Source organism: Maribacter sp. MMG018 (assembly GCF_018100785.1).
Taxonomy (GTDB): Bacteria; Bacteroidota; Bacteroidia; order Flavobacteriales; family Flavobacteriaceae; genus Maribacter.
On record NZ_JAGJEC010000001.1, the window covers coordinates 1,429,291 to 1,443,852 of the forward strand.

The window sequence follows — 14,562 nt, forward strand, 5'->3', positions numbered from 1 at the left end:
TTGATCTTTTAATTGTGTTTTCAGGAATACGGTTAAATTTGTTTCCTTAAACTTGAGAATATGAGCAATGAAAAGCAAAGAAGAGAAGCCCTTGTATACCATGCAAAACCACAGCCTGGAAAAATAAAAATTGTTCCTACCAAGCCATATAGTACACAAAGAGATCTTGGTCTGGCATACTCGCCAGGTGTTGCCGAGCCTTGTTTGGAGATAGCAAAGGATAAGGACAATGCATATAAATACACCTCTAAAGGAAACATGGTGGCCATAATATCTAATGGTACTGCGGTGTTGGGTCTTGGTAATATTGGGCCAGAAGCTTCTAAGCCCGTGATGGAAGGTAAAGGTTTGTTGTTCAAGATTTTTGCAGATATAGACGGTATCGATATTGAGGTAGATACCGAAGATGTGGACAAGTTTATAGAAACCGTAAAAATGATAGCCCCTACTTTCGGGGGAATTAATCTTGAGGATATAAAAGCACCCGAAGCCTTTGAGATAGAAAGAAGGTTAAAAGAAGAACTTGATATTCCCGTGATGCACGATGATCAGCACGGAACGGCCATAATTTCTGCAGCGGCATTTTTAAATGCCCTCGAATTGGCCGATAAAAAGATAGAGGATGTAAAAATCGTGGTTAGTGGGGCCGGTGCCGCAGCTGTTTCCTGTACAAAGTTGTACAAGGCTTTTGGGGCGAAGGCAGAGAATATTGTAATGCTGGATAGTAAAGGTGTTATAAGAAAGGATGCAGAAAATTTGTCGGCTTCCAAACTTGAATTTGCTACAGATCGGAAAATAGATACATTGGAAGAAGCTTTAGACGGTGCAGATGTGTTTATAGGTCTTTCTGTGGCCAATATAGTTACGCCAGAGATGTTGAAGTCAATGGCCGATAATCCCATTGTATTTGCAATGGCCAATCCTGATCCCGAGATAAGTTACGAAACAGCCATCGCTACCCGTAAGGATATTATCATGGCCACCGGTAGGTCAGATCATCCTAACCAGGTAAATAATGTGCTCGGTTTTCCATTTATTTTTAGGGGAGCTCTGGATGTACGGGCTACATCTATCAACGAAGAGATGAAAATGGCGGCCGTTAAGGCGCTTGCAGAGCTAACAAAACAACCTGTACCTGAACAGGTGAACATCGCTTACGGAGAAACAAGGCTTACCTTTGGTAGAGATTATATTATTCCAAAACCTTTTGATCAGCGTTTGATCTATGAGATACCGCCAGCAGTGGCAAAGGCCGCAATGGATAGCGGTGTGGCAAAACTTCCGATAGAGGATTGGGACAAGTATAGGGAGGAATTGATGTTGCGTTCGGGCAACGACAATAAGGTCGTGCGATTGCTGCATAGTAGGGCGCGTTCCAATACCAAGCGTATCGTATTTGCGGAAGCCGACCATTTAGATGTTCTTAAAGCCGCTCAAATAGTATACGAAGAAGGTATTGCCGAGCCTATTTTGTTGGGAAGAAAGGACATTATATTGGAACTTAAGAAAGAGTTGGAATTTGATGCCGATATCCCCATAGTAGATCCTTTGTCGGGAGATTTTGATGAAAGGCATATTAGATATGCAACCAAATATTGGGAAAGTAGAAAACGTAAAGGAACTACTTTGTACAGTGCTAAAATAAAAATGCGCGAGCGTAATTATTTTGGTGCGATGATGGTTATGGAAGGTGACGCGGATGGTATGATATCTGGCTACTCACGAGCTTATCCAACGGTTGTAAAACCTATTTTGGAAGTAATTGGAAGGGCTAATGGGGTTAAAAAGGTAGCGACGGTGAATATAATGATCACCGAAAGAGGGCCATTGTTCTTGGCCGATACCTCTATTAATATCGACCCCAATGCTGAAGAAATAGCAGAAATAGCCCAGATGACGGCCAATGTTGCTTCTACCTTTGGTTTTGATCCCGTAATCGCTCTTTTGAGCTATGCTAATTTTGGGTCATCATCACACCCCCATGCAGTAAAAGTTAGAAAAGCTGTTGAGATTCTGCATGAGGTTAATCCAGAATTGGTAGTAGATGGTGAAATCCAAACCGATTTTGCCCTAAACAGAGAGTTGCATGAAAGTAATTTCCCTTTTTCTAGATTGGCGGGGAGAAAAGTGAATACATTGGTGTTCCCGAATTTGGAATCTGCAAACATTACCTATAAATTGTTGAAAGAATTGAATAAGGCCGATTCTATTGGTCCTATTATGATGGGGCTAAGAAAAGCTGTCCATATAATGCAATTGGGGGCAAGTGTAGATGAGATCGTGAACATGACGGCCGTTGCGGTTATAGATGCCCAAGAAAGGGAAAAACGTAAAAAGGCAAAAGGAGGAGCTTAAATTCGAAAAGAATTTTAGCTCCCTTCCCATTGTTGTCACAACTAAACGAAATTAATTTTATGATTCACCATCTTAAAGGTAAACTGATAGAGAAAAACCCCACCCACATTATTGTAGAATGTGGGGGTGTGGGATATTTTATAAATATATCGTTGCATACTTTTTCGAAACTGACAGATAGTGAATTGGTACATGTTTATACCCACCTTCAAATTAAAGAAGATTCCCATACACTTTTTGGGTTTGCCGAAAAATCGGAACGCGAAATATTTCGTCTTTTGTTGTCGGTTTCGGGTATAGGTTCTAGTACCGCAAGAACTATGCTTTCCTCAATGTCTCCTCTACAGATCAGGGACGCTATAGCAAATGATGATGTTCCCGCAATACAAGCCATAAAAGGTATAGGGGCCAAAACCGCCCAAAGGGTTATTTTGGATCTTCGAGATAAGGTTCTAAAAATTTATGATATTGACGAAGTTTCGACCCCTCCAAACAATACAAATAAAGATGAAGCGTTATCTGCTTTAGAGGTTCTAGGGTTTGCCAGAAAACAGGCCGAAAAAGTAGTTGATAAGGTTATTTCCCAAGACACCTCTTTAAGCGTGGAGAACATTATAAAACTAGCGCTCAAAAATTTGTAGCAAGTTTGAAACAAGGGGCATTTAGATTTCTTAAAAATTCTTTTAAGTACAATATTCTATTCATTGTTTTTTTAGGCTTCATGGACTATTCCATGGCCCAAGAAACAGATGAGCAGGAGATTGACTCGGTAAAGACAGGTTTTGATCTAGGACGGATAGTTCTGGAGAACCCAGATAGTATCGTGTCTAAATATATATATGATCCGGGCCTAGATCGGTATATCTATAATGAGAGTGTAGGTGATTTTAATATAGGGTATCCTATCATTCTTACTCCCGAACAGTATTACGACCTTATCAAAAAAGAGGGTATTAAATCTTACTTTAAAGAGAAGTCGGATGCATACTCGGGAAAAAAGGCGGGTAGTGAGGAAGCTAGAAAAAATCTGTTGCCCAACTTTTATGTCAATAACGACTTCTTTCAATCCATATTTGGGGGCAATACTATAGAGGTAATACCCCAGGGTTCTGTAGCCATGGATCTAGGTGTTATATGGCAGAAGAACGATAACCCTTCCTTATCCCCAAGAAATAGAACCAATTTGTCCTTTGATTTTGATCAACGTATTAGTCTTAGTATGTTGGGTAAGATTGGTGAAAGATTGCAGGTGACCGCGAATTATGATACGGAGGCCACTTTCGATTTTCAAAATATTGTTAAGTTGGATTATACGCCCACCGAGGATGATATACTCCAAAATATTGAAGTAGGTAATGTAAGTATGCCCTTAAATAGCTCTTTGATACAAGGTGCGCAAAGCCTATTTGGGGTAAAAACGCAACTACAGTTCGGAAAAACAAAAGTAACCGCCGTTTTTTCAGAACAACGTTCGCAAAGCAATACGGTCGTAGCCCAAGGTGGGGGTACGGTAAATGAGTTCAATATTACTGCGCTGGACTATGATGAAGATAGGCATTTCTTTTTATCACAATACTTTAGGGACAATTACGATCAAGCCCTATCTAGTTATCCGTATATACAAAGCCAAGTTCAGATTACGAGACTGGAGGTTTGGATAACCAATAGAACCCAACAAACGCTCAATGTTAGAAATGTTGTGGCGTTACAGGATTTGGGGGAAGCGGATGCCTCTAAAACCAGAATAGGTCAAAATGGAGGTGATGCCGCTGGTTTCTTTAATAACCCTGGAGATTTAAGACCGCGTAACAATGCCAATGACCTTGATCCGTCATTAATAGGTAGTGGAGGCGCCCTGACAGAAAATATTAGGGAAATAGCTACTGTAGAGAGTGGGTTCGATGCATCAAAGTTCACCCCTGGTTATACTCTTAACCAAGGGTTTGATTATGCAATCTTGGAGAATGCGAGAAAACTGACCGAAGGTACCGACTATACATATAATTCTCAATTGGGTTATATCTCTTTAAATCAGAGTTTAAGTAATGACGAAGTGTTGGCCGTGGCCTATCAATATACGTATCAAGGAGAAGTGTTTCAGGTAGGGGAGTTTGCCAATGGGGGAATTGATGCCACTACGGTGTCGCAAGATGTTAACCCCGTTGTAGAGAACAATACTTTGGTGTTAAAGCTATTAAAAAGTAATATAACGAATATCAATGACCCTATTTGGGACTTGATGATGAAGAATATTTACTCCACTGGGGCATATAATTTAAGTGAGGACGACTTTAAGATGAATATTCTCTATTCGGATCCTACCTCACGAAATTATATTACTCCTGTTGACGATGGTCCGGGTAGTGGATGGCCAGAAGGTTTGGAAGAAAGAATTCTGCTGGATGTGTTTAATTTGGACAGGTTAAATATATATAATGATGTTCAGCCTGGGGGTGACGGTTTCTTTGATTTTTATTCGGGAATAACTGTGGACACCCAATCTGGACGCATAATTTTTACAACGGTAGAGCCTTTTGGAGAGTATCTTTATGAGATTTTGGAAAACGGAAATTCTGGAGGGTACGATAATGAATCGGTCTATAACGAGAACCAAAAGAAATATGTATTCAGGGATATGTATGCCCTTACCAAAGCTGCAGCTTTACAAGAATCTGAAAAAAATAAGTTTCTATTAAAGGGTAGTTATAAATCTGAAAGTAGCAATGGTATTTCTATTGGGGCCTTTAATGTGCCACAGGGTTCTGTTGTTGTTACGGCCGGGGGAAGGCAATTGCAGGAGGGTATCGATTATACGGTAAATTATCAAGCCGGAACAGTACAGATACTGGATCCAAGTTTGGAAGCTTCCAATACCCCCATCAATATTTCTGTAGAAAACAATGCCGTGTTCGGGCAACAAACAAAACGTTTTGCGGGTGTTAACGTTGAACATCAATTGAACAAGAACTTTGTTTTAGGAGGTACTTTTTTGAATCTTAATGAACGTCCGTTGACACAAAAATCAAATTATGGGGTAGAGCCCGTGAACAATACCATTTTTGGTTTAAACGGTAATTTCTCTACAGAAGTGCCATGGTTGACCAGAATGGTGAACAAACTGCCGAACATTGATACGGATGTACCTTCAAACTTATCGCTTAGGGCCGAGGTGGCATGGTTGAAGCCAAATTCTCCTAAAAATGCTGATTTTGAAGGGGAAACAACAACGTATTTGGATGATTTTGAAGGGGCGCAAGCCTTGATAGATATCAGTGGGTATTTAGGTTGGTCATTGGCGAGTACTCCTTTAGAGTTTATGCCAGGGGGGCAATTGGCCGGTGGTTCTCCAGACGATCCCACCAATCTAGAAAATGGTTATGGAAGGGCAAAGGTTGCATGGTATACCATAGATCCTATTTTCTACACCAATCAAAGACCGTCGACTATCAGCGATAACGATGTGTCTACAAATGCTACGCGTAGGGTGTATGTAGACGAAGTTTTTCCTCAAACCGATATTGCGCAAGGTCAAACAACCGTACAGTCAACGTTGGATTTAGCATACTATCCCAATTTAAAAGGGCCTTATAACAACAACCCGAATTTTGAGACCGAACAGCCCGAAGAAAAATGGGCAGGTATCATGAGGTCATTGAGTAGTACCGATTTTGAGCAGTCAAATGTGGAGTTTGTTCAGTTTTGGGTATTGGACCCATATGTAGACGGAGAAGCAACAACATCAGGAGAACTGGTGCTTAACCTAGGTAATATATCGGAGGATATATTAAAGGATGGTAAAAAGCAATATGAGAATGGTTTACCGGGTGTAGATAGTAATGATTTTGTTTCCGAAACTTCTTGGGGACAAGTGCCCGCCACCCAATCTTTGGTATATGCCTTTGATGCAAGTGAAGAAAACAGAACGTTGCAGGATCTTGGGTTTGATGGGTTGACAGATGAGGCCGAGGCGGCTATTTACGATGCCAATCCAAGTGATGACCCAGCTTTGGATAACTATCAATATTATTTGAATAGGGATGGTGGAATTTTAGAGCGTTATTTAGATTTTAATAACCCGCAAGGTAACTCGCCCGTAGAGGTGACAAATACCAATAGGGGGTCTACCACTTTACCCGATGTAGAGGATATAGATCGTGATCTTACCATGAATACGGTAAATAGTTATTATGAGTACCGTATTCCTATTAAGCCCAATACAACAATAGACGATAAATATGTAACCGATATACAAGAAGGGGTAACGCCAGAATTGCCAAATGGCGATCAGTTGAACAGAAGATGGATCCAGTATAAGATTCCTTTAAGTGATTTCTCCGATGCCGTCGGTGGCATTACAGATTTTAGGTCCATTAGTTTTATGCGTATGTACATGACCGGTTTTTCTTCTCCTACGGTATTGCGTTTTGCGACTTTAGATCTTGTGAGGGGAGACTGGCGTACCTATACCAAGAATTTGCAAGACGAGGACCTTGACAGTGATCCTTCGGACGATGGAACAACGGTAGATGTGAACACTGTGAATATTGAGGAAAATAGTAGTAGACTTCCGATTCCGTATGTGTTACCTCCAGGGGTTGTTAGGGAGCAGTTGAACAATAACAATACTATTATTAGGCAAAATGAACAATCGCTCTCTTTGTTGATCGAAGGTCTGGAGTCTAAAGATTCTAGAGGGGTTTATAAAAATTTGAATATTGATATTAGGCAATACGAGAAAATAAAAATGTTCATGCATGCCGAAAAGATAGCCGACGGTGATTATGGGGACAATGAAACCCCCTTGGTCGGTTTCTTGCGAATCGGAACTGATTTTACCCAAAATTACTATCAGCTAGAACTTCCTTTGCAGTTTACACCATTTTCAGCGGTATCGGATACCGAAATCTGGCCAGAGGATAATCAGTTGGAAATTGCTCTCAGTGATCTGAACAAAGTAAAATCTTCATGGATCCAAGGGGATGATTTAAGCGAGATGCGCTTCTTTGAAGTGGTAAACGGCGAAGTAATCGGGGTTAATGAATTTGATGAAAGAACACCGGGTAGGGTTCGTATAGGTATAAAAGGTAACCCTTCGTTAGGAAGTATAAGAAGTATGATGGTCGGGGTAAAGAATCAAGATGATTTACCTGCAAGGGGAGAGGTTTGGTTCAATGAACTTCGTCTGGCCGGACTGGAAAATAGTGGAGGTTGGGCCGCCACAGGGGCGCTAGATGCCAATATTGCGGATTTTGCTAACATATCCGCCACCGGTAGCACCAGTACATCCGGGTTTGGTACCATAGATCAAACACCTACCGAAAGGTCTATGGAAGATGCCATTTCCTATGATGTGGTGACCAATGTAAATGCCGGACAGTTACTGCCTAAACAGTGGAACATACAATTGCCATTTAATTATAGTGTATCCGAAGAACTGATAACACCAGAGTTCGATCCTGTTTATGACGATTTAAGATTAGATGACCTAATTGCGGCAGCTCCTACCAAAGAGGCCGCGGACAATATAAAGGAACAGGCCGAAGATTATACAAAAAGAACCAGTATTAACTTGATCGGGGTTCGAAAGAATAGGGGAGAGGAAGCCGATGCCAATTTCTACGACATAGAGAATTTTACATTTAACTATTCCTATAACGAAACAGAACATCGAGATTTTGAAATTGCCGAGCTAAGAGATCAAACGGTAAATACAGGTTTTGTCTATAACCATAGTTTTGACCCGGTGGAGGTAGCACCATTTGCCAAAAAAGATTCACTTTTCAATGGTGCATACTGGAAATGGTTGAAAGACCTGAACTTAAATCTACTGCCGGCAAGTGTATCTTTAAACTCTAATATAAATAGGCAGTTTAACGCTCAGCGATTTAGGGATGTGTACGAAGAGGGTGAAGATCGTTTAGATCTTCCCGAATTGCAGCAACGTAATTACTTGTTTAACTGGCAATATGCCGTTAATTATAATTTGACCAAATCGTTGCGTTTGAACTTTACGGGTTCTAACAATAATATTGTGCGTAATTATTATAACGAGGATGAACCTGTGAATTCTGCCGATGCCATAAATAAGGCACTTGATGTTTGGGATGGTTTCTTTGATATCGGTGAACCAAATAGGCATTCACAGCAAATGCAGTTAAATTACGAGATACCCTTTAATAAGATTCCCGCACTCGACTTTATAAACGCACAGTATAGTTATACCAGTAACTTTGATTGGCAACGTGGAGGTGATGCCTTGGCTGAGGTTGCGCAGGTTGCTTTAAATGACCCCAATGCACAGATAAATACCATTCAAAATGCCAATACACATGCTCTTACGGCTTCGTTGACCATGCAAAAATTCTATGATTTGATAGGGTTAAAGAAACGCGAATCTGCCGGTAAGGCTAACAATTCTCCTGTACGTAGAGACAAGGCTGGGGTAGCTGCTGGTAAAGATGAAAAAGTGAAGCCGAAGACAAGTGGACTGTTCAATGCCTTTGTTGATGTGGCCACTATGGTGAAAAGGGTAAACGTAAACTATAATGAGAACAATGGTACCGTATTGCCAGGGTATACACAATCGGTCGGGTTTATCGGTACCACCAGACCATCTGTTGGGTTCATTTTTGGTAGTCAGTCAGATGTACGGTACGAAGCGGCGAAAAATGGTTGGTTGACGCCTTACTCCGATTTTAACGATCAGTTTATAAAGAGAAATAATAAGCAGTTGAGTATTACGGCAACAGCTCAGCCAACAAAAGATTTCACCATAGATTTAACTGCAGATAGGCAGTATTCTAGCAGTGTACAGGAAAATTACGATCTAGAGGCTTTGTTGGATAATAGAAACGGTCTTCAGAACCAATATGGTAGCTTTAGTATTTCTACTGTTATGATCGGTACCGCTTTTGGTAAAAGTGACGAGTTCGATTCAGAAACTTTTGCCAAGTTTAAAGAAAATAGAATTACCGTTGCCAATAGGTTGGAAGCCGATAGGGGGTATCAGTCTCTAGGCGAAGTTGACGAAGATGGTTATCCACAGCGTTATAGCAAAACCCAACCAGAGGTATTGTTGCCTGCTTTTTTTGCGGCATATACCGGCCAAGATGTTAACCGTGTAAATTTAGATGCTTTTAGAAAAATTCCGATTCCCAATTGGAATATTAAGTATACGGGGCTTATGAGGAACAAGTGGTTTAAAAAGAAATTTAAGCGTTTTTCTTTAAGCCATGGTTATAGGGCCTCCTATAGTATCAATTCATTTCAGACGAATCTGGAAAAAGAAAATGGGCAATTTGATGAAAACGGAGACATATTGCCAGATCTGATATTGAACAATGTGGTTCTTACGGATCAATTTAATCCGTTGTTGCGCGTAGATTTTGAAATGAAAAATTCATTGAGCGTTTTGGCGGAAGTTCGTACAGATAGGGCGTTGTCGTTAAGTTTTGATAACAACCTGTTGACGGAGATCAATGGAAAGGAATATACCGTAGGTCTGGGGTATCGTATTAAAGATGTAAAGTTGGTTACCAATATTGGCGGCAATAAAACTAGATTAAAAGGTGATTTGAACCTTAAGGCAGATGTAAGCTTAAGGGATAATGTTACTATAATTAGGTATTTGGATTTGGATAACAACCAAGTTACTTCTGGTCAAAACCTTTTGTCTATTAAGTTTACGGCGGATTATGCGTTGAGCAAACAATTGAACGCATTGTTTTTCTACGATCATTCGTTCTCAAAATTTGCCGTTTCTACCGCATATCCTCAGACTACTATAAATGCCGGATTTACCCTGCGTTATAACTTTGGTAACTAATAAAATCTATTTTTATATAAGTTGAAGATATTTTTTGAATTCCGTTCAAGAATAATTTACATTTGCCTCTATCAAAAACAATGAAATGAATATACCATCAGAATTAAAGTATACAAAAGACCACGAGTGGGTAAAAATTGAAGGAGATGTAGCTACTGTTGGCATTACCGATTTTGCACAAGGCGAGTTGGGTGATATTGTCTATGTAGAGGTAGATACCCTAGATGAAAGCTTGGACAAGGAAGAGGTTTTTGGAACGGTAGAAGCCGTAAAGACCGTTTCCGATTTATTTTTGCCATTGTCGGGTGAGATTATAGAGTTCAACGAATCGTTGGAGGATGAACCCGAAAAGGTGAACACAGATCCCTATGGTGAAGGTTGGATGGTAAAGGTTAAGTTAAGCAATTTGGATGAAATAGCCGAGTTGTTGAGCGATTCGGATTACAAAACATTAGTGGGTGCCTAAATCCATTTTTTTTAGAATATCTTTTATAAGCTGGATAGTGCTCGTCACTTTTTCCAGCTTATTTTCGTTTTCAGAGGTAGATACCGGAGGTATCGATATTCCCCATTTTGATAAAATCGTTCATTTTGCATTTTACTTTGGTATGGTGGTCTTGGGGGTACTTGCTTCCAGAGAACAGCTAAAGCAACGTTTTGTGCTGAAAAAGGCGCTTTTGGGTGTTCTGGTGTTCGCTGTATTGTATGGTATGATTATTGAGGTGTTACAATATAGTATTACGGTCGATAGGGAAGGTGATATTTTAGACGTTTTCGCTAATACATTCGGTGCTCTTGTAGGAATGTTTTTAGTTAGATGGCTTGTTTATCGCATTTGGCCGTTAAAATGAAAATTTTAATTGCGTATTTAAGTATTTATTATTTAAATTAGCAAACAACTAAATTGAATAGATATGGAACCGAAAAAGAATCCAAAGGCGGATTTAACCAAAAACAGTAGCCTCTATTTTGTTATAGGGTTGTTCGCTGTGATGCTGCTCACGTATTTCGCATTTGAATGGAAAACGTATGACGAGGTAAATGATTATGACATCTCCATGAATGTGGATGATATGTTGGATGAAGAAGTTCCTATGACGGAGCAAATTAAAACGCCACCGCCACCACCGCCACCAGCTGCACCTGAAATCATAGAAGTTGTAGAGGATGAGGTAGAGGTAGAGGAAACTGTAATCGAGTCTACGGAAACTAGTCAGGAAGAGGAAATAATCGAGGTAGAGGATGTTGTAGTTGAAGAAGAGGTAGAAGATGTTGACGTTCCTTTTGCGGTAATTGAAGATGTTCCGGTTTTTCCAGGTTGTGAAAACGAAAGTGATAAGAGGGCTTGTTTTAACAAGATGATGCAAAAGCATATTAGTAAGAACTTCCGTTACCCAGAAATTGCCCAAGAAATGGGTGTGCAAGGTAGGGTAAGTGTAATGTTCGTAATTCAAAAAGATGGTAGCATCGGTAACGTTAGAATGCGTGGTCCGGATAAGAACTTGGAAAAAGAGGCTGCAAGAATTATCAGTAAACTTCCTAAAATGATACCAGGGAAGCAAAGAGGTAGAGCGGTACGTGTTCCTTTTAGTATTCCAATTACATTTAAATTGCAATAATATATATTCCAATAATATTTTAGTAAGCCCGAATAGTGATATTCGGGCTTTTTTGTGCCGTTAATTTAGGTTCTTTAACATAGAAAGTAGGTTTTACTTATGTCGGTTATTCATTATGACTATAAATAAAACCGTTTTGGTTGCAGAAATATGGGCTGAGGGTTATCTTTGCATCCCAATTTTGAGTAAAGATGAAGACCGCGGTTGGTATGGCAAAAGACAACATAGTAGCATTGATTTTTGCTGATTTTAAGGAAATTACCAAAGCAAGACTTGCGGTCAGTGTTGTTTTCTCTTCCATTGCGGGCTATCTTCTAGGAGCTTACGAGATCAATCCTTCTTCCATTTTATTATTGGCTTTTGGCGGTTACTGTATGGTAGGGGCCAGTAATGCATATAATCAGGTAATAGAAAAAGACTTGGATGCGTTGATGAAACGTACCCAGAATAGGCCTATACCTTCTGGTAGAATGACGGTGCGTACTGCTATGACCATCGCAATACTCTTAACTGTTTTAGGGGTTGTTGCCTTGTATTTGTTGAATCCAAAGACGGCCATGTTCGGTGCTATCTCAATTTTTTTGTACACGAGTGTTTATACGCCGTTAAAGACAAAAACACCATTGTCGGTGTTTGTAGGGGCCTTTCCTGGAGCAATTCCTTTTATGCTTGGTTGGGTTGCCGCGACCAATGAGTTTGGCATAGAACCCGGCACCCTGTTCATGATTCAGTTTTTTTGGCAATTCCCCCATTTTTGGGCTTTGGGGTGGATGTTGGACGATGATTATAAAAGGGGAGGTTTTAAAATGTTGCCTACCGGTAAAAAGGATGCAGGTACGGCATTGCAAATAATAATGTACACCATTTGGATGATGGCTGTTTCGATAATACCCGTTTTTGGCATAACGGGCAGGTTAGAGCTTTCTGTTCCTGCCGCAGTGGTAATTTTGCTAATGGGTGCGGTAATGTTGTTTTTTGCTTTTAGGTTGTACTCGGAAAGAAGCAATGTTACGGCCAGAAAATTAATGTTGGCAAGTGTAAGTTATATTACATTAATGCAAGTTGTTTATGTGGTTGACAAATATATTTAAAGAAGAATGGATTTAACACAAGGTACTGAAAAAGAAAAAATAGACAGGTCGAAGAAGATGATTCTTTGGTTTGGTATTGTTAGTCTGTTAATGGGCTTTGCCGGGTGGACAAGTGCATATATTGTAAGTAGTACGAGAGAAGATTGGGTGAGTGATATTAACTTGCCAAACTCCTTTTATATAAGTACCGCCGTTATCATTATTAGTAGTATAACCTATATTTTGGCTAAAAAGGCCATAAAGGAAGGTAATCATAAACTTTGTACTACTTGGTTGTGGACAACCATGGGGCTTGGTTTGCTGTTTGTAGCGTTGCAGTTCAATGGTTTTTCGCAAATGGTGAACGAGGGCTTTTATTTTACAGGACCTACCAGTAATATAAAAACATCTTATGTGTTTTTAATAGCAATGGTGCATATAATACATGTTGTGGCCGGTTTGCTATCGTTATCATTGGTGCTCTTTAACCATAGTAGAAGAAAATATACGAAAGAAGATTATTTAGGGGTGACATTAGGAGCCACATTTTGGCACTTTTTGGATCTTTTATGGGTCTATTTGTTATTGTTTATGACCTTTGTTAAATAATAATATCGAACAAAAATAGTTTTGAATAAATTCAGCTTTCATATAGTTGAAAAAAATGTAAATTTGCTAAAGTTTTATTAAAGAGATAAATTAATCTATGGATACGACGGTTACAACGGGAGTAAAAGAAAACGTTTGGGGGGGTGGAAACAGACCTTTAGGCGCTAGCTATGGTAAATTAATGATGTGGTTTTTCCTTGTTTCGGATGCCCTGACTTTTTCAGGTTTTTTGGCTGCTTATGGTTTTTCCAGGTTTAAGTTTATGGATATATGGCCTATTGCGGATGAGGTTTTTACTCACGTGCCTTTTTTTCATGGAAATTATCCGATGATATATGTGGCCTTTATGACCTTTATTTTGATCATGTCTTCGGTTACTATGGTATTGGCGGTTGATGCCGGTCATAAAATGAAACAAAAAGCGGTTATTTGGTATATGTTCGCTACCATTATTGGTGGTGCTATATTCGTTGGTTCTCAGGCATGGGAATGGGCTACTTTTATAAAGGGTGATTATGGTGCTATTGAGACAAAAGGTGGAAGAATATTGCAGTTTGTAAATGCGGAGACAGGAGAAAGGGTTGCATTGGCCGATTTTGCCAAAACTATACCCAGCGAAAGGGTTGATCATGAAAGAAAAAATGGAATTTGGTTCTATGGGGAAACAGCTTTACCTAGCTTCTCTGTTAATGAAGTGGTAGCTGGCTTTAAGGCCAATCCCGATATATTGATCAGAACGGAAACCATTGGTGAGGATGGTCATAAAACCTTGTTGACGAGACAAGAGTCCTTAGATAAACTTTCAGATGCAAGTCAGGTTGTTGAAGGGGCAAACCTTATACATAATGAATACGGAAGCCGTCTTTTTGCTGACTTTTTCTTTTTTATAACAGGGTTTCACGGTTTTCACGTGTTTTCTGGTGTGGTGATCAACTTAATTATTTTCTTTAATGTTGTATTAGGAACTTATGAGAAAAGAGGTCACTACGAAATGGTAGAAAAAGTAGGGCTATATTGGCACTTTGTAGATTTAGTGTGGGTATTCGTATTTACCTTCTTCTATTTGGTATAAGGTTAATCAAGT

The 14,562-nt window shown here is 39.7% G+C and carries 9 protein-coding genes; all 9 read left to right on the plus strand.

What is annotated here, in order from left to right:
• Positions 1 to 60 precede the first annotated feature (60 nt).
• The 9 genes from J8L85_RS06095 to J8L85_RS06135 all read left to right on the plus strand — a co-directional run bounded on the left by J8L85_RS06095 (position 61) and on the right by J8L85_RS06135 (position 14,550).
• Positions 61 to 2,355, plus strand: a complete 2,295-nt coding sequence (locus J8L85_RS06095) for an NADP-dependent malic enzyme (protein ID WP_211015553.1) — start codon at positions 61 to 63, stop codon at positions 2,353 to 2,355.
• Between the two features lie 59 nt (positions 2,356 to 2,414).
• Positions 2,415 to 2,996, plus strand: coding sequence for a Holliday junction branch migration protein RuvA (ruvA, locus tag J8L85_RS06100; protein ID WP_211015555.1), 582 nt, complete (start codon positions 2,415 to 2,417; stop codon positions 2,994 to 2,996).
• Positions 2,997 to 3,001: 5 nt separating this feature from the next.
• Positions 3,002 to 10,180, plus strand: a complete 7,179-nt coding sequence (gene sprA / locus J8L85_RS06105) for a cell surface protein SprA (protein ID WP_211015557.1) — start codon at positions 3,002 to 3,004, stop codon at positions 10,178 to 10,180.
• 85 nt (positions 10,181 to 10,265) lie between these two features.
• The gene (gcvH, locus tag J8L85_RS06110) at positions 10,266 to 10,646 is read left to right on the plus strand and encodes a glycine cleavage system protein GcvH (protein WP_211015559.1); all 381 of its coding nucleotides are present in this window, start codon (positions 10,266 to 10,268) and stop codon (positions 10,644 to 10,646) included.
• Complete coding sequence (locus J8L85_RS06115) at positions 10,639 to 11,031, plus strand: VanZ family protein (RefSeq protein ID WP_211015561.1); 393 nt, start codon at positions 10,639 to 10,641, stop codon at positions 11,029 to 11,031. Before gcvH ends, J8L85_RS06115 begins: the two co-directional genes overlap by 8 nt.
• Positions 11,032 to 11,094: 63 nt before the next feature.
• A complete protein-coding gene (locus tag J8L85_RS06120; RefSeq protein ID WP_211015563.1) occupies positions 11,095 to 11,799 on the plus strand; it encodes an energy transducer TonB in 705 nt (234 codons plus the stop codon).
• Between the two features lie 191 nt (positions 11,800 to 11,990).
• Entirely contained in the window at positions 11,991 to 12,890 is a 900-nt protein-coding gene (gene cyoE / locus J8L85_RS06125; protein ID WP_211015565.1) for a heme o synthase, read from the plus strand.
• Positions 12,891 to 12,896: 6 nt separating this feature from the next.
• Complete coding sequence (locus J8L85_RS06130; protein ID WP_211015568.1) at positions 12,897 to 13,478, plus strand: cytochrome c oxidase subunit 3; 582 nt, start codon at positions 12,897 to 12,899, stop codon at positions 13,476 to 13,478.
• A 97-nt stretch (positions 13,479 to 13,575) separates the two neighbouring features.
• Complete coding sequence (locus J8L85_RS06135; protein ID WP_211015570.1) at positions 13,576 to 14,550, plus strand: cytochrome c oxidase subunit 3; 975 nt, start codon at positions 13,576 to 13,578, stop codon at positions 14,548 to 14,550.
• Positions 14,551 to 14,562: the final 12 nt, after the last annotated feature.

Excerpts from the sequence above, each read along its gene's own strand:
- J8L85_RS06095 (WP_211015553.1), top strand. The coding sequence starts at position 61 with ATGAGCAATGAAAAGCAAAGAAGAGAAGCCCTTGTATACCATGCAAAA.
- ruvA (WP_211015555.1), top strand. The coding sequence starts at position 2,415 with ATGATTCACCATCTTAAAGGTAAACTGATAGAGAAAAACCCCACCCAC.
- gcvH (WP_211015559.1), top strand. The coding sequence starts at position 10,266 with ATGAATATACCATCAGAATTAAAGTATACAAAAGACCACGAGTGGGTA.
- J8L85_RS06120 (WP_211015563.1), top strand. The coding sequence starts at position 11,095 with ATGGAACCGAAAAAGAATCCAAAGGCGGATTTAACCAAAAACAGTAGC.
- cyoE (WP_211015565.1), top strand. The coding sequence starts at position 11,991 with ATGAAGACCGCGGTTGGTATGGCAAAAGACAACATAGTAGCATTGATT.
- J8L85_RS06130 (WP_211015568.1), top strand. The coding sequence starts at position 12,897 with ATGGATTTAACACAAGGTACTGAAAAAGAAAAAATAGACAGGTCGAAG.
- J8L85_RS06135 (WP_211015570.1), top strand. The coding sequence starts at position 13,576 with ATGGATACGACGGTTACAACGGGAGTAAAAGAAAACGTTTGGGGGGGT.